This is a genomic window from Rathayibacter sp. VKM Ac-2804 (genome assembly GCF_009866655.1).
In the GTDB taxonomy this organism is placed as follows: domain Bacteria; phylum Actinomycetota; class Actinomycetes; order Actinomycetales; family Microbacteriaceae; genus Rathayibacter.
Genome location: NZ_CP047420.1, coordinates 129,160 through 154,060, shown reverse-complemented (window position 1 = coordinate 154,060; position 24,901 = coordinate 129,160). Strand labels below are relative to the sequence as shown.

Sequence of the window (24,901 nt, the reverse complement as noted above, 5' to 3'; positions counted from 1 at the left end):
CCGGAGCCGTCGAATAGAGAATTCCGAGGCATCACATGGTGGAAGCGATTTCTTGGGCTTATTCCGGAATAAGGGAGCTCGAGACTCTCGGGCCGCGGATCGTGGTCAAGCCGGGAACCGTGCCGCGCATGGCCGGGTCCGGTTTCACTGCGGCGGGCATCAGCGTCGTGCTCCTGACGACCTCGCCGCTGCGCGTCCTCCGCGGCACCTGGGGTGCGGACGACACGTCCTACCTGAACTTCAGCTTCCTCATCGAGGGTGCGGTCAGGCTCGTGGGTCCGGACCGGACCGTCCTGCTCCGCCCGGGCTCGATCGCCTACCAGCCGGGCACGACCAGCTTCACCACCGAGTCGACGATGCCCGTCACCTCGCTCCAGGTCACCATCCGGGCGGACGAGATGCGCCGCTACGGCTTCGATCTCGGCGGGAACGTGCACGGGCTGGATCCGGACGCGCGGTCCACGCGTGCGGCCTTCGCCTTCACGACGGCGTTCGCGCTCGCGGCGGAGTCGGGCACCGGCCTCCCCTCCGACAGTGAGGTCGAGGGCTTCGGGCACGTCGTCAAGCAGCTGCTGGTGAGCGCGTTCCTCGCTTCGGCCGGTTCCCAGCCGGGGACGACGAGTGTTCGCGCGGCGACGCTCGGGCGGGCGCGGACCGTGATCGATCGGACCCACCGGACGCCGCGGTGCACGCCGGAGGCGGTGGCTGACGCCGTCAACGTGTCCACTCGCTCCCTGCAGCGACTGTTCGAGGACGCGGGGACGACGGTGGCGAGCGAGATCGAGCGCGCGCGCGTCGCGAGCGCGGTCGAGCTGCTGCGGCGGCGGCCGCGCGAGGTGCCGCTGGAGGCCATCGCCGCAGCGTCGGGCTTCTCCTCGGCCGATCACCTGCGCCGGGCGCTGAAGCGCCGGGAGGGGCTCACGCCCAGTGACATCCGCGGGCGGGTCGGGACACCGGTCGAGGCCGGCTCCCCGGACGACGGGATCCTGCACCTCGCGCTGCCACTCGCGGACGCGGCGCGGCGGGCGTAGGGCGGACGGTGTCGTCCATGCTGATCGAGTAGCCCGCGCAGCGGGCGTATCGAGATCGACCAGCGGCAGAAGGACGAGTCTGCAGACCTGCCCTGCTGCCGACGGTGGGTCTCGATACGCCCCTGCGGGGCTACTCGACCAGCATGAGGGGGCGCAGCCGCGTCGCTTCCTCGACCATCGAGACGCGAAGCGGCTTCGCCGCTCGATGCGCCCCTTCGGGGGCGCGGGTCAGCCGGCGCAGAAGCCGAGCTCGATCGTCGAGCCCTGGGGGACGTCACCCGGAGCGACCGACTGTGTGGTGATCGGCGGGTTGGCCCGCACGGACTCGCAGGTCTCGTCGGGGGCCTCCTCGCCGATCAGCTGGAGCTGCTCGGAGGCGAGAGTGGCCAGGGCCGTGCTCAGCGTCTGGCCGACCAGGTCGGGCAGGGTGACCTGCCCGGAGGACACGACGAGGTCGACCTGCGTGCCCGGCTCGAGCTGCTGGCCGCCGTCCGGAGTGCTCGAGAGCACGACGTCGGCGGGAACGGTGGGGGAGTTCTGCCGGGTCTGCGATCCCTCGCTGAAGCCGGCCCCGGTGAGGGCGGCGATCGCCTCCTCGAGGGTCGACCCGGCCGTCTCGGGGACGGCGACCGGCTGCGCGCCCTGCGACACGTAGACCCGGATGACGGTCTCGGGAGCGACGATGGTGCCGGACCCGGGATCGGTGCGGATCACCTCGCCCGCCGGGACCGTGTCGTCGAACTCGGCGAGCTGGCTCGCCACCAGATCGAGCTCCGTCAGCGTCGACTGGGCGCTGTCGTAGCTGGTGCCCGTGAGCGCGGGGACCTCGCGGGACTGCGAGGGCAGCGTGGTCGTCGGCTGGAGCGTGAGCACCCAGATGACCAGCGCAGCGACGATGACGGCGAGCACGACGATCGACGACCAGATCCAGAGCACCGGCGGGCGGCGCTGCGTCCGGACGATCGAGTTGTCCTCCGCGAGCTGGCGCAGGGCGAGCTCGGAGTCGTTCATGCCGCCGCCACGCGCCGCGAAGAGCGACGTGGTCAGCTCGTCGATCGGACGGTGGTCGGGGAGGCGGCCGGCGGCGGCGTCGCGCAGGTCGTCGCGGAACTCGGCGGCGCCCTGGAAGCGCTCGTAGCGGTCCTTCGACAGCGCCCGGGCGACCACGCCGTCGAGGGCGGGAGAGACGGCGGGATTGATCGAGCTCGGGGCCGGCGGGGTCTCGCTGACGTGCTGGTAGGCGACCGCCACAGGGGTGTCGCCGCGGAACGGGGCGCGGCCGGTGAGCAGCTCGAAGAGGACGATGCCGGCGGAGTAGAGGTCGCTGCGCGCGTCGACCTGCTCGCCCTTCGCCTGCTCCGGCGAGAAGTAGGCGGCGGTGCCGAGGATCGCGGTCGTCTGCGCGACGGTCGCGGCGGAGTCGGAGACGGCGCGGGCGATCCCGAAGTCCATGACCTTCACCTGGCCCGAGGGGGTCAGCATGATGTTGCCGGGCTTGATGTCGCGGTGGACCACGCCCGCGCGGTGCGAGTACTCGAGCGCGGTGAGGATGCCCTCCGTGATGCGGACGGCCTCGTCGACGTCGACGGGACCCTCGGCGATGACGTCCTTGAGCAGGCGCCCCTCGATGTGCTCCATCACGATGAACGGACGGCGCGACTCCGCGCCGTTGTCGTCGAGGGAGACCTCCTCGCCGGCGTCGAAGACGCGGACGATGGTCGGGTGCGACATCCGCGAGGCGGACTGCGCCTCCTGCCGGAAGCGCAGGCGGAAGGCCGAGTCGGACGACAGCGAGAGCTTGAGCTCCTTGATCGCGACCGTGCGGCCCAGGCGGGTGTCGGTGCCGAGGTAGACCTCGGACATCCCGCCGCGACCGAGCCGGGGCCCGACCTGATACCGTCCTGCGATCAGGCGTCCCTCATCCGTCACGCGCACGCTCCCGCCCTGTACTTCCGTGTGGCACGGCCCCCGGGGAGCCACGGCAAGTGTACCCGGGCGCCTCCTGGCAGCCCGGCGCACAGCGTCGGGCACTCACCGCGTCGCTCGATGAGCCGCGCGCGCGGACCCTTCCGAGACCGACGTCGTGCGACACCGCTTCGCACACATTCGCTCATTCCGTTGACGAGGAGCTGCGGGGAGCAAATGGTGAGTTCCCCTCATGATGCGACGGGCTCGCCGAGCGGCTCGTCGTTCGTCAGACCGACATCGATCGAAGGAGTCCCATGTCCTCGTCCTCTCGTCTCTCCGCGGATCGCCTCGCAGTCGTCGCGCTACTGCTCGTGGTCCTCACCATCGGAGTGGTGCTCGCCGTAGGAACAGAGCTGCCCGCTCCGGCGCGGATCAGCATCGCTGCCGTCTCGGGGGTGATCGCTGCGGTGGTCACTCGTGCCCTGGTCCGCCGTCGGGACAGTCGCAGCCGCTGAAAGCGAGGAGCCCGCCCTCCGGTGCCGCGGTCGCGGTCGGAGGGCGGGCTCGTTCGAGCGGGGAGGGTCAGCGCTCGTCGGGCGCGTTCGTCGCCGGCGCCGACGAGGTCGGGCTCGACGTCGGCGTGGGGGTCTGCGTCGGGGTGGGGGCCACGACGGGGACCGAGAGGGTCGGCGAGGCGGGCGACTCGGGCTCGCCGCAGAGCACCGTGTAGGTGATGTCGATCTGGCCGGCGGACGCTCCGGCCTGGATCGTCGCGGTGGTCGAGGTCGACGGGTTGGTGCTCGTCACGGTCGCGCCCTCGCCGGCGACGGTCACCCGGTAACCGGTCACGGAGGTTCCGCTCGGGCACTGGTTGTAGTTGCTCCATGTGACGTTGAAGGTGTCTCCTGGCTCGACGCTCGACGCGGCGGGAGTGACCGTCGGGACGGCGGTCGGCGCACCCGGGACGGCGACCTCGGTGTAGGTCGTGACGACGATCGTGGTGCCCTTGATCACATTGGCGGTCGGGTTGACCTCCTCGACCGTGCCGACCTGGTCGGAGCTCGGAGCGCTCGAGCCCTCCTCGCGCTGGACACCCATGCCGAGGTCCGTGAGCTCGGCCTCGACCTCGTCGAACGGGCGGCCCACGTAGTCGGACGAGTTGATCACGACGATGTTCGAGCTCGGCGTGGCCGACGGGGTCTGCGACGGCGTCGGCGTCTGCGACGGGGTCTGGGATGGCGCAGTCGCGGTCGGCGTCGGGTCGGACTGAGTGCTGCCGTTGGTGGTCAGGGCGAAGATCGTGCCGCCGATCACGACGGCGAGGATCACGATCAGGGCGACGAGCGGCCAGGTCCAGGGGCTGCGCTTGCGCGGCTCCTCGGCTGCGACGGGGGCGTCGACGGCACCGGTCGGCGGGTTCGCCGCGAAGGCGGTCGTCGCTCCGGCGCCGAGGATCGTCGTGGCCTGGGTCGCGTTGCCCGCCGCGGAGGGCAGGACGGTGGTGGCCTGCGTGCTCGGCAGGTCTGCGGCGACCGCGGGCACTGCGAGTGCGGCGCCGCGCACGTCGCCCGAGCGCAGCGCCTGCGCCGCACGGGCGAGATGGGCGGCGGTCGCCGGACGGTCGACCGGCTTCTTGGCGATGCAGGAGTAGACCAGATTGCGCACCGGCTCGGCGACCGTGACCGGCAGCTCGGGCGGGGTGTCGTTGATCTGGGCCATCGCGATGGCCACCTGCGATTCGCCGGTGAACGGGCGGCGGCCGGCCAGGCACTCGTACGCGACGATGCCCAGCGAGTAGATGTCCGTGGCGGGGGAGGCGGGCTGGCCGCTCGCCTGCTCCGGGGAGAGGTACTGCACCGTGCCCATGACCTGGCCGGTCGCGGTGAGCGGGACCTGGTCGGCGATGCGGGCGATGCCGAAGTCGGTGATCTTGACGCGGCCGTCCGGCGTGATCAGGAGATTGCCGGGCTTCACGTCGCGGTGCACCAGTCCGGCGGCGTGCGCTGCATGCAGGGCCAGCGCGGTCTGGGCGACGATGTCGAGCACCTTGTCGGTCGACAGCACCCGCTCGCGCTCGAGGACCGTGGAGAGCGCCTCGCCGGGCACCAGCTCCATCACGAGGTAGGCGGAGCCGTCCTCCTCGCCGTAGTCGTAGACGTTGGCGATGCCCTCGTGGTTGACGAGGGCGGCGTGCCGGGCCTCGGCGCGGAAGCGCTCGAGGAACCCGGGGTCACCGAGGTACTCGTCCTTGAGGATCTTGATCGCGATGGTGCGGCCGATGACGAGATCCGTCGCCTGCCACACCTCTCCCATGCCGCCGATGGCGATCCGGGACTGCAGTTCGTAGCGTCCCCCGAAGGTGAGGCCTGATGTGGGTCTCATTTGTTCAGCACCGCCTCTAGTACCTGTTGTGCGATGGGTGCGGCGATCAGGTTGCCGTACCCGGTCTGGCCGAGCCCCCCGCCGTCCTCCACGAGGACGGTGATGGCGTACTGCGGATCGTCCGCAGGAGCGAATCCGGTGAACCAGAGGGTGTACGGGTCGTCCCCGCCGTTCTCAGCGGTGCCGGTCTTACCGGCCACCGTGACGCCACCTATTGTTGCATTCGTCGCCGCGCCGCCCTGGACGCTGGCGACCATCATGGCCTTCACGGCGTCCGCGGTCTCGGTGCTCACGGCCCGTCCGAGCGGCTTCTCCTCGAAGCGCTGCAGCACGCTGAGATCCTGCGACCGGATGACGTCGACGAGGTTCGGCTGCATCACCTCGCCGCCGTTCGCGATGGCCGCGGAGACCATCGCGATCTGCAGCGGGGTCGCCCGGACCTCGAACTGGCCGAAGGCGGTCAGCGCCGTCTGCGCGTCGTCCGTGGTCTGCGGATAGGTGCTCGCCTCGACCGACATCGGGATCTCGAGCTCGGTGTCGAAGCCGAACTTCTCGGCCTGCGCGCGGATCGCGGGAGCGCCGAGCTGCACGCCCATCTCGGCCATCGGCACGTTGCAGGAGAGTGAGACCGCTGTGGCGAGCGTCACCGTGTCTCCGGAGCCGCACAGGCCGCCGCCGGAGTTGGTCACCTGCGAGCTCGAGCCCGGCAGCGTGTACGCCTGGACATTCGGGAAGCTGGAGTCGGGCGTGAACCGGCCGGACTCCAGGGCGGCGGAGGCGACGACGAGCTTGAAGACGGAGCCGGGCGGGTTGAGCGAGCCGCCGATGGCGCGGTTCACGAGCGGCTCGGCCGGGTCGTCGTTGAGCGCCCGGTACGCCGCGAGGACGTCGTCGGTGTCGTGCGAGGCGAGCGCGGTCGGGTCGAAGGTGGGCTTGGAGACCATGGCGAGGATGCGGCCGGTAGCGGGCTCGGTGACGACGACCGCTCCGGTGTAGTCGCCGAGCGCGTCGAACGCGGCCTGCTGCGCGACGGGGTCGATGGAGAGCTCGACCGAGGCGCCCTCGGGGTCCTGGCCGGTGACGAGGTTGTTGATCTCGTCGAAGAACTGCGAGTTCGAGGTGCCGGAGAGGTAGTCGTTGAGCGAGCGCTCGATGCCGGTCGTGCCCTGGTTGAGCGTGAAGTAGCCGGTGACGGCCGAGTAGAGCGGGCCGTTCGCGTACTGGCGCTGGAACTTGTAGATGTCGTCGGACGACGTCGACGAGGCGATCGGCTCCCCGTCGGCGAGGATGACGCCGCGCTCCGTCGAGAAGCTCTCGTAGAGCGTCCGGGTGTTCCGGGAGTCCTCGGAGAGGGTGTCGGCCTGGAGGACCTGGATGGTGGAGGTGGACACGAAGAGCGCCACGAACATCGCCAGGACGACGAAGCTCACGCGCTTGAGTTCTCGGTTCATCGGGGAGTCACACCACCAGACGCGGCTGATTGCGCACTGTGTCGGACAGGCGGAGGAGGACGGCGACGATCATCCAGTTCGCGACGAGCGACGAGCCGCCCGCGGCGAGGAACGGCGTGGTGAGGCCGGTCAGCGGGATGACGCGGGTGACACCGCCGATGACGATGAAGCACTGCAGGGCGATCACGAACGAGAGCCCGACGCCGAGGAGCCTGCCGAAGTCGTCCTGGCCGGCGAAGCCGATCCGGAAGCCGCGCGAGACCAGCAGGAGGTAGAGGCCGAAGATCGCGAAGAGGCCGGCGAGGCCGAGCTCCTCGCCCAGGCTCGCGATGATGTAGTCCGACTGCGGGACGGGGGTGATGTCGGGCATCCCCTGACCGAGGCCGGTGCCGAGCAGGCCGCCGTGCGCGAGGCCGAACAGGCCCTGCACGAGCTGGTAGCTGCCGCCGGGGTCGGCGCCGTAGCGCTCCGAGCTGAAGGCGTCGAGCCAGTTCGCGAAGCGGTTGCCGACGTAGCCGAGGGTCTGGCTGGCGAGGATCGCGCCGCCGAGGAAGAGGCCGACGCCGATCAGCACCCAGCTGGTGCGGCCGGTCGCCACGTAGAGCATGACGAGGAAGAGGCCGAAGTAGAGCAGCGCGGTGCCGAGGTCGCGCTGGAAGACGATGACGCCCATCGTGACGGCCCAGACCACGAGGATCGGGCCGAGGTCGCGCAGCCGCGGGAAGCGCACCTTGAGGAACGTCCTGCCGACCATCGAGAGCGAGTCGCGGTTGCGGACGAGGTAGCCGGCGAAGAAGACCGCGAGCGCGATCTTGGCGATCTCGCCGGGCTGGAAGCTGAAGAAGTCGCCGATGCCGATCCAGACGCGCGCACCGCTGACCTCGCGGCCGATGAACGGCAGGAGGGGGAGCAGGAGCAGCACGATCGCCGCGAATCCGGCCACGTAGGTGTAGCGGAAGAGGATGCGGTGATTGCGGATCACCAGCAGGACGACGATCGCGGCGACGATCGCGAGGCCGCTCCAGATGATCTGCCGGACGGCCACCGACTCCCAGCCGGTCGCACCGTCGGCGATGTCGATCCGGTAGATCTCGGCCACGCCGAGCCCGTTGAGGACGGTGGCGATCGGGAGGAGGAACGGATCGGCCTCGGGCGCCGCGAAGCGCAGCACGACGTGGACGACCAGCACGAGACCGGAGAGGCCCGCACCGAGGGACACGAGGGTGGTGTCGACCGCGCCGAGGGCGCCGAGCTGGACCAGCACGATCGCCGACGCGTCGATGAGGCACGCGCCGATGAGCAGGAGCAGCTCGAGGTTGCGCAGGCGCTGGCGGAGGAAGCGTGGGCGCTCGCGGGTCACGGGAGGAGTGGCGGTGGCGGTCACGGTGCTCCGTTCGCGTCCGTCAGGCGCTCGACGATGTCGACCGCGCCGGCGTAGGAGTCGGCGCTGATCGTCTGCTCGAGCTGCTCGACGTCGTAGTCGCGGAGGGAGTCGAGGGGGATCCCCGTGTCCTCCTTCACTCCGGAGAGCGAGAGCGGGCCGACGGACTGCTGGATGCCCTGGTAGATGATCACGTTCTGGCCGTCGGTGCCGACGTAGAACCGGGACTGCGTCCAGTCGTAGGCGAGCAGGACGCCGAGGAAACCGGCGATCAGCACGAGCGAGAGGCCGACCAGCCAGGTGATCCGGCGGCGCAGGTGCCGGCGGCGGTCCTCCTCGATCAGCTCGTCGAGGTAGTCCTCGGACGCGGGCTCGAAGTGGGTCGGGCCCTGGGCGGCCGGGGCGCGGGTGTGCAGGCGGAGGCCGGGGATGCGGATCCGGTTCTGCGAGTCGTCGGTGCTGATCGGCGTGGGGGCCGCGGCGGAGCCGACGATCACGGGCTCGGCGGTGGGCGCGAGGATCTGCGCGGTGTCGCCGGCCCCCGGGACGTCGAGGATGACGACCGTCACGTTGTCCGGCGCGCCGTGGGAGAGGCTGTCGCGGATCAGGCGGTCGGCGACCTGCTGCGCCGTCTCGTCGCGGGACAGCTCCTTCTGGATCTCGTCGTGCGGGACGACGCCGGAGAGGCCGTCGGAGCAGATCAGCCAGCGGTCGTTCGGCTCGGTCTCGAGGGTGAGGGTGTCGATCTCGGGGTTCGTGTGCACGTCGCCGAGGACCCGCATCAGGACGGAGCGGCGCGGGTGCGTCATCGCCTCCTCCTCGGTGATGCGGCCGGAGTCGACGAGGCGCTGGACGAACGTGTGGTCGGTGGTGACCTGCTCGAGCTTGCCGTCGCGCAGCACGTAGATCCGGGAGTCGCCGATGTGCGCGATGGCCACCGACTCGCCCACGCGCACGATCGCGCTGACGGTGGTGCCCATGCCGGTCAGTTCGGGGTGGTCGACGACGGCGTCGGCCAGCATCGTGTTGGCGGCGAGGAGCGTGCGCTTGAGCTCGTCCTCCGCCTCGTAGGTGGAGGCGTAGGTGCGGTCGGCCTGCGCGATGCGCTTGATCGCGATGGAGGAGGCGACGTCGCCGCCCGCGTGCCCGCCCATCCCGTCGGCGACGACGAAGAGCTGCCGGCCCGCGTAGCCGGAGTCCTGGTTGTTGGAGCGGATGCGGCCGACGTGCGAGACGGCGGCGCTCTCGCGCGTGACGCCCGTCTCCGCGGCGCTGTCGGGTGTGACTGCCACGCGCTACGACCGCCGCAGCTCGAAGGTCGTCGTGCCGACCTTGACCGGGGTGTTCAGCGGCACCTTGGTGGGGGCGCCGACCCGGCGGCCGTCGAGGAAGGTGCCGTTCGTGGAGTCGAGGTCCTGGATCATCCACTCGTCGTTCCAGATCAGGAGGCGCGCGTGGTGGGTCGAGGTGTAGTCGTCGCGGATCACGAGCGCCGACTCCGAGGAGCGGCCGATCGTGAGCGGCTCGCCGTTGAGCTCGAGCTCGGTGCCGCGCTTGGGGCCCGAGGTGATGACGAGCCGCTGCGCGGTGTGCACCGTCGCGACGCCGCCGGAGTCGGTGCGCTCCTCGCGGGGGCGCCGCGCGGAGGGGGCGGACGGTGCCGGCGCGGCGGCGGGGGCGGCCGCGGCGGCCACGACGGGCTGGGCCGCGGTGACGAACGGCGCGGAGTCCTGCCCGGCGGCCGGCTGCTGGCCGGCGGGCAGCTTGCGCACCCGCTGGCCGAAAAGGTCGGAGCGCAGCGCGTAGACGATGCCGAACACGAAGAACCACAGCAGCGCGAGGAACGCGATGCGCAGGAGGAAGAGAGTGAGCTCGCTCATAGCCGGTCGTCCCAGAATCCCTCGGAGGAGCGCCCGGACGGACCGGACGGCGAGCGGTCGGCGCGCGCGGGTGCGGCGCCCTGGACGACGCGGAAGACGATCCGCGTGCGTCCGATCGAGATGGTCTGCCCGGGCGAGAGCGGCGCCTGGGTGACGGGCTTGCCGTCGAGCTTCGATCCGTTGGTGGAGCCGAGGTCGTGGACCTGGGCGCGGACGCCGTCCCAGAGGATCTCGACGTGCTTGCGCGAGGTGCCGGAGTCGTCGACCGTGATGTCGGCGTCGCTGCCGCGCCCGATGACCGTCCTGGACTTCGTGATCGGGTAGCGCTTGCCGTCGATCTCGAGCGCGGGCGTGGAGGCGACGACGCCCTTGACGCTGCGGGAGTCGACCTCGACCATCCCGGCGCTGAGCGACTCGTCGGCCGCGAGCGAGATGTCGATCGGACCGGAGAAGCGGAAGCCCTGCTTCTTGGCGTGCTCGGTGGCGACCGTGGTGAGCTCGTCGATGAGCGTCGGGCCCATCCGCTCCATCCGGTCGAGGTCGGCGGCGGACATGCGCAGGGTCAGCTGGTTGGGCACGAGGATGCGGTCGCGGGTGACCACCGCCGCCGTGGTGTCGAGCTCGCGGCGGAGAGCGGAGGCGAGCTCGACCGGCTGCAGACCCGACTTGAAGGTCCGAGCGAAAGCGCCGTTGACGACGCGCTCGAGTCCCTTCTCGAAGTTGTCCAGAATGCCCACAGTCTTCCGATCTTCCGTTTCTTCGCCTCTCGGCGGTCGCGTGCGGATCGAGGTGTCTGCGCGCCCGGTCCGCTTCCGATCTCCTGTCTGCGCCGCGCACGGCTACGGGCATGTTACTGGGATGCTCTGGATACGGCCTCCCCGAGGGGGATTCGGGGTGCGGACCGCGCCCGTCCGGGCGGGCGGGCTCCGGCTCGTGGAACCGCGTCCGGCACGCTCGGATCCGTCGATCTCGCGAGCCGAGGACCGTTCCGCGAGTTCGAGGCGGCACGAGACCCCCGTCCTCGCGCGGCCGGGTTTCCGGTCTCGACTGCGGGGGTGCTAGTCTTTCTCGTCGGTGCTTCGGTGCCGTTGGTGAGCGCGAGTGGCGGAATAGGCAGACGCGCACGGTTCAGGTCCGTGTGCCCGAAAGGGCGTGGGGGTTCAACTCCCCCCTCGCGCACCAGAGACAGAGCCCCCGATCGGAATCCGGTCGGGGGCTTCGTCGTTTCACGACCGTGTCGTTCCCGAGCCGTTCGCCGTCGCGGGGACACCGGGGGAGGGGCGCGCGTTCACCGGGCGGACGCCGTGGGCGGCCACTGTCGGCGCATGATCGCTCTGCGCGCCGATGTCGGCGGCCTCGACTCGCGAGCCCTGCCCGAGCTGCTCCGCCGACTCCATCGGCACCGGCACGTGCAGGTGGGCGGGCGCCAGTGGATCGCGGTGCTGCCGGAGGTGGGCCCGGTGCTCCTCACGGACGGTGCCGAGCTGGTGCTCGACGTCCTGGTGGAGCGGCGCGCGCTGCTGCCGGTCGTCATCGACGCGCTCGAGGCGGAGCTGCGCCGCGACGGCTTCCGCGAGAGGCTCGCCCTCCGCTGGTCGACCCCCGACGCGGTCCCGGTCCCCTTCCGCTGACGCCCGGCGCCTCCCGCGAGATGCCACTTGTGCACGCTTCTCTCGGCGTGTCGCGTGCACAAGTGGCATCTCGCGCGGGGGAGGGACGGGGGTCAGCGGCGGGTGAGCTCCACGACCGGGATGGTGCGGGTGGTCTTCTGCTCGTAGCCCTTGAAGCCGTCGGAGGCGTCGGTGAAGCGCTTCCAGCCGGCGTCGCGCTCGGCGCCCTCGAGGACGCGGGCGCGGACGGGCACGGTGCCGTCGTCGGGGGTCTCGATCTCGGTGTCGGGGTGGGCCTCGAGGTTGTGGAACCAGGCCGGGTGCTTTGGGGCGCCGGCGGCGGAGGCGGCGATCAGCCAGACGTCGTCGGAGGGGTGCAGGCCCATCAGCGGGGCGATGCGCTCCTCGCCGGAGCGTGCGCCGGTGTGGTGCACGAGGACGAGGCTGCGGCCGAAGCCCGCGGTCGTCACCGTGCCGCCGTTCGCGCGGAACTCCGCGATGATCTGCTCGTTAAAGTCGGCCATGCTCGTGCTCCTCGACGTCGGTGTCAGGCGCGGGCGCCGAGGGCGTCCGTCCGCGTGCCGGGGCCGGACGCGGGGGGCAGGTCCGAGCCGCCGACCGCGGCCGCGGGATCCGCGAGCGCGCGACGCCAGGGTAGCTCCGCCGCGCCGACGAGCTCCAGTCTCGAGCGCAGAGCCGCGCGCTCGATCCGGACACCGCGGGCGAGGTCGCTGAGGGCGCGCGCCGAGACGCGGGCCGCCAGGCGCTCGCGGTCGACCGTGAGCAGCGAGCCGAGGAAGCCTCCCAGCACGACCGCGGTCGGGTTGAAGAGGTTGATGTACGTCGAGAGGCCCTCGGCGAGCAGATCGACCTGCCGGGCGACCTCGGCGAGCACGGCGGGGTCGCGGGAGGTGCCGAGCGCGATGTCGAGCTCGTCCTGGTCGAGGACGCGCGCGCCGAGCACGTCGAGGAGCGACCGCATCCGGACCTCGGCCTCGAGGCAGCCGTGCCGCCCGCAGCCGCAGAGGCGGCCGTTCGCGGCGACGAGGGTGTGGCCGAGCTCGGCGGCGAACCCCGAGGAGCCCTGCAGGGGGACTCCGCCGATGATGACGCCGCCGCCGATGCCGCTGGCGCCGCCGCTGACGTAGACGACGTCGGCGACGCCCCGGGCGGCTCCGAAGAGCGACTCGCCGATCGCGCCGAGTGTGGCGTCGTTGCCGACGGAGACGGGGAGCTCGAGCGCGCGGCTGAGCTGCGACGCGAGGTCGACGTCGCGCCAGCCCAGGTGCGGCGCGCGGTGCACGAAACCGGAGTCGGCCTGCACGAGGCCCGGCACGGCGACTCCCGCGCCGAGGAGGACGCGGTGGGTCTCCCGCTCGGCACGGAATCCGGCGACGATGCCGCTGACCACGCGGACGACGGTCGCCGGGCTCGCGGGCTTCGGGGTGTCGAAGCGGACGCGGCGGAGGAGGTCGCCGTGCAGGCCGACCAGCCCGACGATGATCGCGTCGGTGTCGAGGTGCACGCCGACCACCGCGAAGGTCCGGCCGGGGACGACCGTCGCGCTCGGCCGGCCGATGCGTCCGTCGGAGGCGGTGGTCTCCTCCTCCACCCAGCCGAGCTCGCTCAGCTCGCCGACCAGGTTGGCCACCGCCGAGCGGTTCAGGCCGGTCTCGCGGCCCAGCTCGGCCCGGCTGATCGGCCCGGAGCGGTGCACCAGGGTCGCGATGGCGGCGAGGTTGTGCCGACGGAGCAGAGCGTTGCTCGATGCTCCGACTGCTCCTGCCATGCTGCTCAGCCTCTCGTCGGCGCGGTGGGGCACCGGGTCCGGGGATGCGCTCGGGCGCGGGCCCTCCTCGGGGAGAGCGCGCGCCCGAGCACGGTGCAGGGAGGAGAGAAGGCTAGCGCCCGCCCGCCCTCCTCTTGTTGAAGATGTCGAACGCGACGGCGAGCAGCAGCACGAAGCCCTTGATCGCCATCTGCCAGGCGGCGTCGACGGAGAGGATCGACAGGCCCATGTTGAGCACGCCCATCACCAGACCGCCGATGACCGCTCCGACCACGGTGCCGACGCCGCCCTGGACGGCCGCGCCGCCGATGAAGACCGCGGCGATCGCGTCGAGCTCGTAGTTCTGACCGGCGGAGGCGACGGCGCCACCCGCACGGGCGGTGCTGACGATGCCCGCGACACCGGCGAGGGCGCCCATGTTCACGAAGATGAAGAAGTTGACCCACTTCGTCTTCACGCCGGACATCATCGCGGCGAACAGGTTGCCGCCCATCGCGTAGATGTGGCGGCCGAAGACCGTCCGCCCCAGCACGAAGCTGTAGGCGAGGATCAGCACGGCGAGCACGATCAGGATGATCGGGGTGCCGCTGTAGCCGGCGAGCAGCCAGGAGAGCGCCATGATCGCGACGACCGCGATGGCCGACTTGGCCCAGACCGAGGCGATCGGCTCGCGCGGGAGCTCGAGGCGGCGCAGCGTCGCCCGGGAGCGCAGCTGCTGGACGACGAACACGACGCAGACCAGCAGGCCCAGGACGAGGGTGAGCGCGTCGCGTCCGGCGATCCCGCCGAGCACGCCCGGCAGCCAGCCGGCGCCGATCGCGGTGAACTCGGTCGGCAGGCCGTTGATCGTGCCGCCGGTGAGCAGAACCAGGGTGAAGCCGCGGAAGATCAGCATGCCCGCGAGGGTCACGATGAACGCCGGTATGCCGACGAAGGCGACCCAGAACCCCTGCCAGGCGCCGACGGCGGCGCCGGTGACCAGGGCGACGACCACGGCGGCCCACCAGGGCAGGCCCCAGTTGTTCATCGCGATAGCGGAGATGGCGCCGACCATCGCGACGACCGAGCCGACCGAGAGGTCGATGTGGCCGGCGATGATCACCATCACCATGCCGATCGCGAGGATCAGGACGTAGGCGTTCTGCTGGATCAGGTTGTTGACGTTGCCCGGCAGCAGCAGGCGGCCGTTCGTCAGCACCTGGAAGAGCAGGATGATGATCGCGAGCGCGGCGAGGATGCCGTACTGGCGGAGGTTGATGTTGAGTCGGCGTGCGCGCTTCGGCGGCGTGGACGGCGTGCTCGCCGGCGTGCCGCTCGGGGCTGTCGTGGTCGTGGCGCTCATCGGGCCTGTTCCTTTCCGGCGGTCATGTAGTGCATGAGGTGCTCCTGGGTGGCGTCGGCACGGTCGATCTCGCCCGTGATGCGCCCCTCGGAGATGGTGTAGATCCGGTCGGCCAGCCCGATCAGCTCGGGCAGCTCGGAGGAGATGACGACGACCGCCTTGCCCTGGGCCGCGAGCTCGTTGATGATGCCGTAGATCTCGTACTTGGCTCCCACGTCGATGCCGCGGGTGGGCTCGTCGAGGATCAGCACGTCGGGGCCCGAGAAGATCCACTTCGAGAGGACGACCTTCTGCTGGTTGCCGCCCGAGAGCTTGCCGGTGACGGCGGAGACGCTCGGGGCCTTGATGTTCATCTTCGAGCGGTACGAGTCGGCGACCTTGTACTCGCGGTGCTTGTCGATCACGCCGAGGCGGGCGAGCCGGGAGAGCGCGGCGGCCGACACGTTGACGGTGATGTCGCCGATCAGGTTGAGGCCGTAGCGCTTGCGGTCCTCGGTCGCGTAGGCGAGGCCGTTGCGGATCGCCTCCTCGACGGTGCGGGTCTGGATCTCCTTGCCGTCCTTGAAGACGCGGCCCGAGATGCCGGTGCCGTAACTGCGGCCGAAGATGCTCATCGCGAGCTCGGTGCGCCCGGCGCCCATCAGCCCCGCGAAGCCGACGATCTCGCCGGCGCGCACGGTGAAGGAGGCGTCCTCGACGACGACGCGGTTCACGTCGACGGGGTGGTGCACGGTCCAGTTCTCGACGCGGAGCTTCTCCTCGCCGATCTGCGGGTCGCGCGGCGGGAACATGCTGTTGAGGTCGCGGCCGACCATCGCGCGGATGATCCGGCTCTCCGAGGCGTCCTCGCCGGCCATCGCGAAGCTCTCGATGGTGCGGCCGTCGCGGATGATCGTCACCGTGTCCGCGATGGCGCGGATCTCCTTCAGCTTGTGGCTGATGATGATGCAGGTGATGCCCTGGTTGCGCAGCTGGTCGATCAGGCCGAGCAGGTGGTCGCTGTCCTCGTCGTTGAGCGCGGCGGTGGGCTCGTCGAGGATGAGGAGCTTCACCTCCTTCGCGAGCGCCTTGGCGATCTCGACGAGCTGCTGCTTGCCGACGCCGAGCTCGAGGATCTTCGTGGCCGGGCTCTCGGCGAGGCCGACGCGGGCGAGCAGCTTGGCCGCCTCCGCGTTGGTGGCGTTCCAGTTGATGACGCCGCGGGTGGACTTCTCGTTGCCGAGGAAGATGTTCTCGGCGATGGAGAGGTAGGGGCTCAGCGCGAGCTCCTGGTGGATGATGACGATGCCGTCGGCCTCGCTGTCGTTGATCGAGCGGTACTGCGCCTGGCGGCCCTCGAACTCGATCGAGCCCTCGAAGCTGCCGACGGGGTAGACGCCCGAGAGGACCTTCATGAGCGTCGACTTGCCGGCGCCGTTCTCGCCGCAGATGGCGTGGACCTCGCCCGGCTGGACCGAGAGCGAGACGCCGTCGAGGGCGCGGACGCCGCCGCCGAACTCCTTGACGATGTCGCGCATGATGAGGATGGGACTGGCCAACAGGGCCTCACTTCGTTGTGCAGAGGATGGATGGGGACGCGGGGAAGAAGGGGGAGAAGGGCGGGGTGGGGAGGATCACTCCTCCCGCACCCCGCCCGACCGATCAGAGTCCGACGTCGCCGGCCGTGAGGAAGCCGGAGTCGATGAGGGTCGACTGCACGTCGTCCTTGACGACGACCTGCGGCTCGAGGAGGTAGGACGGGACGACCTTCTCGCCGTTGTCGTACGTCTCGGTGTCGTTCACCTCGGGCTCGTCGCCCGCGACGATCGACTGCACCATCTGGAAGACGCGGTCACCGAGGGTGCGGGTGTCCTTCCAGACCGTCATCGACTGCTCGTCGGCGAGGATCGCCTTGACGTTCGCCTTGTCGGCGTCCTGTCCGGTGATGATCGGGTAGTCGGCGCCGGGCGCGTAGCCCGCCGACTTGAGCGAGGCCTCGATGCCGATGGCCAGGCTGTCGTTCGGGGAGAGCACCACGTCGACCTTCTGGTCGCCGGTGTAGAAGGAGGAGAGGCGGTTGTCCATCTCGGACTGCGCCTTGTCCGAGGCCCAGCCCTGGATGCCGATCGAGGCCCAGTCGTCGTCCGAGGCGGGCGACTTGCCGGACGGCACGACGAGCTTGCCGCTCTCGATGTAGGGCTGCAGGACGTCCCAGGCGCCGGAGAAGAAGAACTTGGCGTTGTTGTCGTCGGGGCTGCCGGCGAAGGGCTCGAGGGTGAAGGGACCCGCGGCGTTCGCGAGGTCGAGGGTCGATTCGATGTACTGGCCCTGGAGCTGGCCGACCTTGTAGTTGTCGAACGTCGCGTAGTAGTCGACGTCGGCGGTGCCGTTGATCAGGCGGTCGTAGGCGATGACGGTCGCGTTCTGCTTCTTCGCCTCGGCGAGGACGGGGGCGAGCGCCTCGCCGTCGATGGCCGCGACGACGAGGATCTTCGAGCCGCCGGCGATCTGGTTCTGGATCTGCGAGATCTGCTGGTCGGTCTTGTTGTCCGCGTACTGGAGGTCGACGGTGCAGCCGTCGCCCTCGAGCTGGGACTGGAGGCCTTCGCCGTCGTTGATCCAGCGCTCGAGGCTGCGGGTGGGCATCGAGATGCCGACGGTGCAGTCGCCCTCGGCGCCGGCGCCGGCAGCGGCGCCGCCGGAGTTGGCGGGGCTGGCCGAGCAGGCGGTGAGACCGAGGGAGATGATGCCGGCGGCGGCCAGCGTGGTGATGCTGCGGGAGAACTTCATGGAGTGCATTCCTCTCTGAAAGCAGTGTCCGAGGATGAGGACGGCGCGAGAGCGTGCAGGTGGGAGCACGTCGTCGTGTCGTCGCCCGGGAGGGCGGGAGAGCCCCGAGGGGCTTTGTCCACGGAGACAACATATTGCGCGCGCACCGGTCTGTAAAGCGCGAGAGGCGACGGATCGGCGGCGTTGCCGAACCGTGATCTTCCGCTGATCGATCCCCGCCAGCACTGGGTGAGAACGCTCTCAGCAGGAGGGTGTGGAGCCGCGACGCGCAGTACCGATGCGTGCCGTCGCCTCCGAGGCAGGACTCCTCGCCCGCCTTCCGCGTGGCACGGAAGGGGGGCTCCTCCGCCCTGCCCTGGCGAGCATCCGGCTCCTAGGCTCGGGACTGCGACCGAGCACTGACCACGACGAAAGAGGAACCGCCATGCCGTTCGACTCCGAAAATGACAGCGCAACCACAGCGGGTCTGACCCGCCGGGCCGGTCTCGCCGCCGCCTGGTCGGCCCCCGTGGTCGTCGCTGCTCTGAGCGCCCCGGGCGCCTCCGCTTCGACCGTGACCCCGAGCGGTGCGCCCTGGCTCGGCGTCTTCCTCGCACCGGATCGCGCGGTTCCCGGTGCATTCGCCCTCGTGGTGCGGGTCGGCGGGCCCGCGGCGGAGTTCGGGACGCCGCTGACGCTGCCCGTCGACTCCCGCGTCGACATCGTCTCGGAGCACGACGTCGCGTCCTGGGGCGACGGCATCGTCTCCGACGGTCCGCGCAACGCCCACGTTCCGATCGCCGCCGGCGTCTACCGGACCAACGTGGCGACGAATCTCCGCGACGGCTCGACCTTCGTCGTCGGCGACCTGATCAGGCAGCCCGCGGTCCCGAGCGTCTTCACCCCGCTCCCCTCCGGGACCTTCGCCGTGACGGCCACCGTGACGCAGGGCCCCGTCTACCCGGGGGCGGAGGAAGCGGTCTTCGCAGCGCTGGGCAGAACCAGCAGCAGCGCCCCGATCACGGTGTGACGCGGAAGGCGGGGACCCCGGAACAGGAGCTGAGCTCGTTCCGGGGTCCCCGCCTCCGTCTGCGCCTTCTGCGTCGTCAGAGCCAGCGGCGCAGCTCCGGCCGCTCCAGGACGGCGGCCGGCGTGCTGTGCCGGCCCCGCAGGGCGCGGATCACGGCGCTCGTCGCGGAGATCCGCGAGCAGGTGGTGGAGAAGCCGAGGACGACGCCCGAGAGCAGCGCCATCACCGGGTACTCCTCGATGAGCTGGTCGGCCGACCAGTACATCAGCAGCGTCGCGAGGGACGCGAGAGCGACGGGCGCGGTCAGGATCCCGGCGACCAGCGCGACGCCCAGCCCGATCTCGACGAACGGGGTGACGACGCCGAAGAGACCTGCCGCGTCGTGCAGGATCGTCGACGCGAACAGCTGGAAGTACTCGGGCACCCGCCCGTTCTCCGCGGCGCCGTCGGCGACGAGCAGGATGTCGGAGCCGCCGAATCCGGACCGGAGCTTGAGCAGGCCCTCGTCGATCCAGAGCAGGCCCAGGGCGACGCGGGCGGCGGCACCCAGGGCGGCGGCCGCCCAGCGCCACCCCGGTCGGCTCACGAGAGCTTCGCCGCGCCGAACACGGCCTTCGCCTTCTCGCAGTGCACCACGACGTAGCTGTAGTCGGCGGCGTCGGCGACGTCGAAGCTCTGGGTCTTCGTGTCGTAGGACACCGCGCCCAGCTCGACTCCGGCGCTCACGGCCTTCTCATCCGTGCCGTTCGTGAGGTAGAGGTGCAGGTCGGGGCCCTCGTCCGAGGAGAAGCCGCTGAGGTCCACGGTCGCGCCCGAGACCGTCGCGGTGCCGGCGACCTTCTTGCCGTTCAGGCCCTCGAACGCACCGGAGCGGCTCTCGCCGGACGGCGCGACGGTCGACGGGGCGGTCGTCCTCGCCTCGGCGCTGGAGCTCGTGGACGACGTCTCGGCCTTGTCGGCCGCAGGGGCGCAGCCGGTGAGCACGCCGGCGACGAGGACGACTCCGGCGATCGCCTTGGGGAGCAGGTGACGGGACATGGGGGTGTTCCTCTCGTTCTCTGGATCTCCGGGACGGGGCGCCACGGAGAAGGGGGAGGCGACCGGAGGGGATCCGGTCGGGACCTCGGGCGGGCCGCCGCGGAGTGCGGGGTGCAGGAACGGCGCCGCCCGCCCGAGGAGTGGGGAAGGGTCAGTTCACCTTCGAGATCGCGCAGGATCTGAAGCCCGAGTTCGCGTTGACCTGGACGTTGTAGGAGTGCCCGGCCTCGAAGGTGTAACCCGAGCCGACGGGGCAGGCGTACTGCGCGCCCGGTGCGGCGACGTCCGTCTGCGCGGAGTACCCGTTGATCAGCACCTGCGAGGTGGTGAAGCTCTTCTTGCCGCCGCTGAAGATCGCATCGAGGTTGCTGCTGTCGATCACGTACGGCGTGGCCGGGTTCTCGGCCGACGCGGAGGTGCCGAAGGACTCGTTCGTGCCCGGGCTCAGGGCCGAGCCCCACCTGTTACCGAAGATCCAGTACTGCCCGTCGACCACGAGCGTGGCCGAGGCGTAGGCGCCCGAGTCCGGGGTGTCGGGGCCGGTGTTGCTCACCTGGAGGATGAAGTACGGGGCCGGTGCCGGCGGGGTCGCCCCGAAGAGCGCGACGCTGAAGGCGCCGGCCGAGGCCGATGTGTCGCCCCAGGCCGACGGCGCGTAGTCGTTGTTGAGCGACCACTGCATGATGCCGTCGACGTGACCGTAGAGCTCGGGCTTCGCCGCCATCGCCGTCCACTGGGAGGCGAGGCTCGCGAGGACCGCGGCCTGGTCGTACGCGGCCGCACCCGATCCGCCGAAGACGTTGTTCGCGGTGCCGCTGGCGCCGGCGTTGCTGACCTGGCCGATCACGATCCTCGTGCGCTCGGCGATGCACAGCGAGGTGGCGGCGGAGCAGTCGGGACGGACCGCGCTGTTCAGCGCGCGGCTGATGGTGCTGAAGAAGCCGGGATCGCTCTCGGCGACGCCGCCGACCGTCCAGCCGCCCGTGTTGTAGGTCTGGGCCAGCAGGTAGTCGACCGTGCCGGTCCTCAGCAGCGGAGCGAACTGGTCGTTCGCGCCGTCGTGCACGCCGGAGGTGAGGGTCAGGTTGGTCGGCGCGGCCGGGTCGACCTCGGTCCCGCTGCTGAGGTGGACCTGCGGTGCGACGGCGAGGGAGAGGCCGGCGCCCTTCACCGCCGCGCCGAGGGCGCTGATCGTCTCGGCGTCGATGCCGTTCTCGAGGTCGAGGTCGACGCCCGTGATGCTCCCGCCGGAGAGCTTCGCGTTGCAGTCCTCGATCTGCGCGAGCAGCCGGGAGCCGACGGCGCCCGCCGTGGCGGTGTTCACGGTGTCGCGGGTGACGGTCTGCCCGCCCAGGCTGAGCAGGTTCACCGTGCCCGGCGCCTCGTGGTCGATGACCTTCTGCATCGCCGAGAGGGTCGCGGAATCGGCGGTGCTGCTCGCCGGGTCGGCGAACGCGAAGACGATCACGTTCGATGCGGCGATGCCGGCGGGATCGATCTGCGCCAGCGAGCCCGTCGCTCCGAGCTGGAGGTAGGAGACGCGGAGGTCGGGGACGGAGCGGGCGGTCTCGGCGACGGCCTGCGGCGCCGCACCTCCGGCGGCGATCGCGCTCGGAACGGCCACCGCGGCGGCCAGGGCGGCGGCGGCCAGGAGGCGGCGGCTCAGTCGGGTTCTCATCTCGGTGCCTTTCGAGGGGTGGTGGAGGCGGGCGACGGTCGCGGCGGGCGACGGTCCGAACCGGCCTCACGGGCGGCGGCACGGCTTCGCGGGTCGGATCGATGGTGAGTCGACCGCGCGGCTTCCGAAAACTTGTGGCGCGGATGATCATGGTTGGCGGGAATGACTGATGAGGCTCGATGAACAATGGCTGATCCCTGAAAGTCCTCTTCGTCCATGAGGACGTATAGAAAGGTCGATACTCACGTATATGAATGCGATCATCGGCGGAATTGCGCGGCTTCTGTGATGGCGGAGATCGGCTGATTCGGCGGAGAAGCGCGGAAGTGGCGCCGGACTTGAATCCGAAGGCCTTTCTCCTGTTACACTCACCGCTCGGTCACCCTGCAGACGTCCCCGTTCATCGTGCGGACGAGCATTCGGCGGCTTTGAGAACTCACATGTTCTGCCCTCGCGGACGTGTGGAGAGCGGACCCCGTTCCCGGGCGCTCTGAGACGATCCTCGAGACAGATGAGAACCGATGAAAGACACCCTTCAACCGCTGGACTCCCCCCTCAGGCCGAGCCCTCCCTGCCGTATCGATCGGCAGCGGTTCAGCGGTCCCGGCGCCGAGAAGGCGATCAGCGAGTGGATGGGAGTCGGTGAGGTCCACCCCCGCAGCCGAGAGGCGTTCGAGGCGGAGTGCGAGCGCCTGATCGTCGATCAGGTGAGTGCGCACCGGATGACCGCCCGCGCGAACTACTTCACCTCTCCGGATTCGAGTTCGACCGGATTCCCGAGAAGCGACCGGATCGAGATAGTGGCCCTCATCGAGGGCGAGTGCTTCGTCTCCGTCGGGACTCAGCGCTATCGCCTCACCCGGGGCTGCATCGCCATCGCCGGCGGCGGCGAACCGGTGTCGTCGGAGACCTATGACGTGACCGAGTGCGTCTACATCAGCATTCCGTCCGATCAGCTGAGCGAGCGCTTCCAGGCCTCCGTCCCGCTCTACGGCATCGAGGTGATCTCGCCGCCGCGGCTGATGCGCCTCTTCCAGACCCTCTCGCACGAGCTCGCCTCGCAGGACTCGATGACGCCCGAGGCGTTCCGCGCGCATCTCGCCCAGCTGACCGGGCTGATCGAGGCGTCGCTGGCGAACCGGAGCCACTTCGCCGTCGGCGATCTCGAGCGGATCAAGCTCTCCCGCGAGCACGTCGAGGGCTACGTGCGCGACCACCTCGCCCAGCGCGAACTGACCGTGGCCACCCTCGCCGAGGTCTTCCACACGAGCCCGCGGACGATCCACCGGCTCTTCGCCAGCGACGGGCCCACCCTGTCCGAGTACATCCGCACGAGCCGGCTGACGGCGCTCGCGGCGGAGATCAGCGCGGCGGACAGCCCCGACGGCTTCGAGGTGCTGGCCGCCCGGTGCGGTCTGCACGAGTACGTCACCGCCGCGCGGCTGTTCCGCAAGGAGTACGGCCTGACGATGCGCCAGTTCTGGAAGGCGTACCGCCTGAGGAAGTGAGCGCCGGGGCGGCTCCGGCGCCGCTCCCGTGAGGAGAGCGTGAGGGTCGCCGCCGCCGCCGTAGGGAAGTCGTGAGGACCGGCGTCGGAACGCGTCGCCGGGTGTTGCATCGGGATCCGTGCCGGTGCTGCGCTCGTCGCGGTGCCGGCCGGGCGCCTCCGCACTCGGGGTGCCCTCGGCCCCCGAATGGAGTTCCCGTGCTCGACCTTCTCTCCGTGATCGGCGTCCTCGCCGTCTTCGCGCTCATCGGCGTCGTCGCCAGGGGGGTCGAGGCGCTCGCGCCGCGCTCCGCCGGCCCCCGCGCCGCGGCGGAGGACGGCACCGGCCCGCGGTCGGCTCGCGACGGGGCGGGCCGACGATGATCGTGTTCGACGTCCTCGCCGTGGTCCTCGCGATCGCCGCGATCGGCTACCTCGTCGTCGCTCTCGTGAAGCCGGAGCGGTTCTGATGAGCGCGCTGCCCGCGATCCTCCAGGTCGCCGCGGTCGCCCTCGTCCTGGTGCTGCTCTACCGCCCGCTGGGCGACTACACGGCGCACGTCTACTCCTCCTCCCGGGACCTCGCCGTCGAGCGCGGCTTCTACCGCCTCATCGGCGTCGACCCGCGCGGCGAGCAGAGCTGGCGGGCCTACCTCCGCGGCGTGCTCGCGTTCTCGCTGGTCGGCGTCCTGCTCGTCTACGCGCTGCAGCGGGCGCAGGCCCTGCTTCCGTACTCGCTCGGCTTCCCGGCGATCCCCGAGGGGCTGTCGTTCAACACGGCCGTCTCGTTCGTCACCAACACCAACTGGCAGTCGTACTCGCCGGACGTGACGATGGGCTACTCGGTGCAGCTGCTCGGCCTCGCCGTGCAGAACTTCGTCTCGGCCGGAGTCGGCATCGCGGTCGCGATCGCCCTGGTGCGCGGCTTCGCGCGCCGCGGCAGCGACTCGATCGGCAACTTCTGGGTCGATCTCACCCGCGGGACGCTCCGCCTGCTGCTCCCGCTGTCGGTGATCGCGGCGGTGCTGCTGCTGGCGGGCGGCGTGATCCAGAACCTCGCCGGCTTCACGGACGTGACGACGCTCACCGGCGGGACGCAGAGCATCCCGGGCGGGCCGGTCGCCTCGCAGGAGGCGATCAAGCTGCTCGGCACCAACGGCGGCGGCTTCTTCAACGCGAACTCCGCGCATCCGTTCGAGAACCCCTCGGCGGCGACCAGCGCGCTGCAGATCGTGCTGATGCTCGCGATCCCGTTCTCGCTCCCGCGCGCCTTCGGCCGGATGGTCGGCAGCCCGAAGCAGGGCCTCGCGATCGTGGCGGCGATGGCGGCGATCTTCGTCGTCTCGCTGACGGCGCTGACCCTGCTCGAGCTCGCGGGCGGCGGGCCCGCCCCGCAGGCCGCGGGCGGCGCGATGGAGGGCAAGGAGGTGCGCTTCGGCATCGCCGGCTCGACGCTCTTCGGGGCGACCAGCACGCTCACCTCGACGGGCGCCGTCAACTCGATGCACGACTCCTACACCGCGCTCGGCGGGATGCTGCCGATGCTGAACATGATGCTCGGCGAGGTCGCTCCGGGCGGCGTCGGCTCCGGGCTCTACGGGATGCTCGTGCTCGCGGTGCTCGCCGTGTTCATCGGCGGGCTGCTCGTCGGGCGGACGCCCGAGTACCTGGGCAAGAAGCTCGGCCCGTACGAGATCACGCTGGCGAGCCTGTTCATCCTGATCACGCCGACGCTCGTGCTCGCCGGGACGGCGCTGAGCTTCGCGATCCCCGCGGTGCGGGCCGACGTGGAGAGCACGTCGATCTGGAACCCGGGGCTGCACGGCCTCTCGGAGGTGCTCTACGCCTTCACCTCGGCGGCCAACAACAACGGCTCGGCGTTCGCGGGGCTCACGGCGAACACGCCCTGGTTCAACGGGGCGCTCGGAGTGGCGATGCTGCTCGGCCGGTTCCTGCCGATCGTGATGGTGCTCGCCCTGGCCGGCTCGCTCGCCAGGCAGGGCGTCACTCCGTCGACCGCGGGGACCCTGCCGACCCACCGGCCGCAGTTCGTCGGCCTGCTCGTGGGCGTCACCGTCGTCGTGACCGCCCTCACCTACTTCCCCGTGCTCGCACTCGGACCCCTCGCAGAAGGACTCCAGTAACACC

22 protein-coding genes and 1 tRNA gene are annotated in these 24,901 nt (G+C 70.7%); 8 read left to right on the top strand and 15 right to left on the bottom strand.

What is annotated here, in order from left to right; translation table 11 throughout:
* The first annotated feature begins 35 nt into the window (after window positions 1-35).
* Complete coding sequence (locus tag GTU73_RS00730) at window positions 36-1,031, top strand: helix-turn-helix domain-containing protein (RefSeq protein ID WP_160086113.1); 996 nt, start codon at window positions 36-38, stop codon at window positions 1,029-1,031.
* 228 nt (window positions 1,032-1,259) lie between these two features.
* Here GTU73_RS00730 and pknB read toward each other — a convergent pair whose 3' ends face one another.
* From pknB to GTU73_RS00695, 7 genes are all read right to left on the bottom strand, one after another.
* Entirely contained in the window at window positions 1,260-2,960 is a 1,701-nt protein-coding gene (pknB, locus tag GTU73_RS00725) for a Stk1 family PASTA domain-containing Ser/Thr kinase (protein ID WP_160091148.1), read from the bottom strand.
* A gap of 561 nt (window positions 2,961-3,521) precedes the next feature.
* Complete coding sequence (locus tag GTU73_RS00720; protein WP_160086111.1) at window positions 3,522-5,321, bottom strand: protein kinase; 1,800 nt, start codon at window positions 5,319-5,321, stop codon at window positions 3,522-3,524.
* Window positions 5,318-6,772, bottom strand: coding sequence for a penicillin-binding protein 2 (locus GTU73_RS00715; protein ID WP_160086109.1), 1,455 nt, complete (start codon window positions 6,770-6,772; stop codon window positions 5,318-5,320). The genes GTU73_RS00720 and GTU73_RS00715 overlap by 4 nt, the downstream gene beginning before the upstream one ends.
* A gap of 7 nt (window positions 6,773-6,779) precedes the next feature.
* Window positions 6,780-8,156 (bottom strand): FtsW/RodA/SpoVE family cell cycle protein, encoded by a 1,377-nt coding sequence (locus tag GTU73_RS00710; RefSeq protein ID WP_160086107.1) that lies wholly within the window; start codon window positions 8,154-8,156, stop codon window positions 6,780-6,782.
* Window positions 8,153-9,445: a Stp1/IreP family PP2C-type Ser/Thr phosphatase gene (locus GTU73_RS00705; protein WP_160086105.1), complete on the bottom strand. Its 1,293-nt coding sequence runs from the start codon at window positions 9,443-9,445 to the stop codon at window positions 8,153-8,155. The genes GTU73_RS00710 and GTU73_RS00705 overlap by 4 nt, the downstream gene beginning before the upstream one ends.
* 3 nt (window positions 9,446-9,448) lie before the next feature.
* Complete coding sequence (locus tag GTU73_RS00700) at window positions 9,449-10,033, bottom strand: FHA domain-containing protein (protein WP_160086103.1); 585 nt, start codon at window positions 10,031-10,033, stop codon at window positions 9,449-9,451.
* On the bottom strand, window positions 10,030-10,770 hold the full coding sequence (locus tag GTU73_RS00695; protein ID WP_123447236.1) for a DUF3662 and FHA domain-containing protein: 741 nt from the start codon (window positions 10,768-10,770) through the stop codon (window positions 10,030-10,032). The genes GTU73_RS00700 and GTU73_RS00695 overlap by 4 nt, the downstream gene beginning before the upstream one ends.
* A 358-nt stretch (window positions 10,771-11,128) precedes the next feature.
* Here GTU73_RS00695 and GTU73_RS00690 point away from each other — a divergent pair.
* Together GTU73_RS00690 and GTU73_RS00685 are read left to right on the top strand one after the other, a co-directional pair.
* Window positions 11,129-11,215: transfer RNA gene (locus tag GTU73_RS00690), tRNA-Leu, on the top strand.
* Between the two features lie 143 nt (window positions 11,216-11,358).
* Window positions 11,359-11,664, top strand: a complete 306-nt coding sequence (locus GTU73_RS00685) for a hypothetical protein (protein ID WP_160086101.1) — start codon at window positions 11,359-11,361, stop codon at window positions 11,662-11,664.
* 92 nt (window positions 11,665-11,756) lie between these two features.
* On the opposite strand, the gene GTU73_RS00680 is transcribed toward GTU73_RS00685, so the two are convergent.
* The 5 genes from GTU73_RS00680 to chvE all read right to left on the bottom strand — a co-directional run bounded on the left by GTU73_RS00680 (window position 11,757) and on the right by chvE (window position 17,552).
* Complete coding sequence (locus GTU73_RS00680) at window positions 11,757-12,167, bottom strand: nitroreductase/quinone reductase family protein (RefSeq protein ID WP_160086099.1); 411 nt, start codon at window positions 12,165-12,167, stop codon at window positions 11,757-11,759.
* A 23-nt stretch (window positions 12,168-12,190) separates the two neighbouring features.
* Window positions 12,191-13,432, bottom strand: a complete 1,242-nt coding sequence (locus tag GTU73_RS00675) for an ROK family transcriptional regulator (RefSeq protein ID WP_160086097.1) — start codon at window positions 13,430-13,432, stop codon at window positions 12,191-12,193.
* Window positions 13,433-13,544: 112 nt separating this feature from the next.
* Window positions 13,545-14,774: a multiple monosaccharide ABC transporter permease gene (mmsB, locus tag GTU73_RS00670; protein WP_160086095.1), complete on the bottom strand. Its 1,230-nt coding sequence runs from the start codon at window positions 14,772-14,774 to the stop codon at window positions 13,545-13,547.
* Complete coding sequence (gene mmsA, locus GTU73_RS00665) at window positions 14,771-16,291, bottom strand: multiple monosaccharide ABC transporter ATP-binding protein (RefSeq protein ID WP_160086093.1); 1,521 nt, start codon at window positions 16,289-16,291, stop codon at window positions 14,771-14,773. The genes mmsB and mmsA overlap by 4 nt, the downstream gene beginning before the upstream one ends.
* 124 nt (window positions 16,292-16,415) lie before the next feature.
* Window positions 16,416-17,552: a multiple monosaccharide ABC transporter substrate-binding protein gene (chvE, locus tag GTU73_RS00660; RefSeq protein WP_160086091.1), complete on the bottom strand. Its 1,137-nt coding sequence runs from the start codon at window positions 17,550-17,552 to the stop codon at window positions 16,416-16,418.
* A gap of 415 nt (window positions 17,553-17,967) precedes the next feature.
* Between chvE and GTU73_RS00655 the strand changes: the two genes are divergently transcribed.
* Window positions 17,968-18,552 carry a hypothetical protein gene (locus GTU73_RS00655; protein WP_160086089.1) on the top strand — a complete coding sequence of 195 codons (585 nt, stop codon included), beginning with the start codon at window positions 17,968-17,970 and terminating at the stop codon, window positions 18,550-18,552.
* 76 nt (window positions 18,553-18,628) lie between these two features.
* Here GTU73_RS00655 and GTU73_RS00650 read toward each other — a convergent pair whose 3' ends face one another.
* From GTU73_RS00650 to GTU73_RS00640, 3 genes are all read right to left on the bottom strand, one after another.
* Window positions 18,629-19,138, bottom strand: coding sequence for a DoxX family membrane protein (locus GTU73_RS00650; protein ID WP_244231713.1), 510 nt, complete (start codon window positions 19,136-19,138; stop codon window positions 18,629-18,631).
* A complete protein-coding gene (locus tag GTU73_RS00645; RefSeq protein ID WP_160086087.1) occupies window positions 19,135-19,590 on the bottom strand; it encodes a DM13 domain-containing protein in 456 nt (151 codons plus the stop codon). The genes GTU73_RS00650 and GTU73_RS00645 overlap by 4 nt, the downstream gene beginning before the upstream one ends.
* Before the next feature lie 151 nt (window positions 19,591-19,741).
* Entirely contained in the window at window positions 19,742-21,268 is a 1,527-nt protein-coding gene (locus GTU73_RS00640) for a hypothetical protein (RefSeq protein ID WP_160086085.1), read from the bottom strand.
* A 521-nt stretch (window positions 21,269-21,789) separates the two neighbouring features.
* Between GTU73_RS00640 and GTU73_RS00635 the strand changes: the two genes are divergently transcribed.
* The 4 genes from GTU73_RS00635 (at window position 21,790) to kdpA (ending at window position 24,897) form a co-directional block, all read left to right on the top strand.
* Entirely contained in the window at window positions 21,790-22,776 is a 987-nt protein-coding gene (locus tag GTU73_RS00635) for a helix-turn-helix domain-containing protein (RefSeq protein WP_160086083.1), read from the top strand.
* Between the two features lie 197 nt (window positions 22,777-22,973).
* Window positions 22,974-23,138 carry a hypothetical protein gene (locus tag GTU73_RS00630; RefSeq protein ID WP_160086081.1) on the top strand — a complete coding sequence of 55 codons (165 nt, stop codon included), beginning with the start codon at window positions 22,974-22,976 and terminating at the stop codon, window positions 23,136-23,138.
* Window positions 23,135-23,224 carry a potassium-transporting ATPase subunit F gene (locus GTU73_RS00625; protein WP_160086079.1) on the top strand — a complete coding sequence of 30 codons (90 nt, stop codon included), beginning with the start codon at window positions 23,135-23,137 and terminating at the stop codon, window positions 23,222-23,224. The genes GTU73_RS00630 and GTU73_RS00625 overlap by 4 nt, the downstream gene beginning before the upstream one ends.
* Window positions 23,224-24,897, top strand: coding sequence for a potassium-transporting ATPase subunit KdpA (gene kdpA, locus GTU73_RS00620; RefSeq protein ID WP_160086077.1), 1,674 nt, complete (start codon window positions 23,224-23,226; stop codon window positions 24,895-24,897). The genes GTU73_RS00625 and kdpA overlap by 1 nt, the downstream gene beginning before the upstream one ends.
* The last annotated feature ends 4 nt before the right edge of the window (window positions 24,898-24,901 follow it).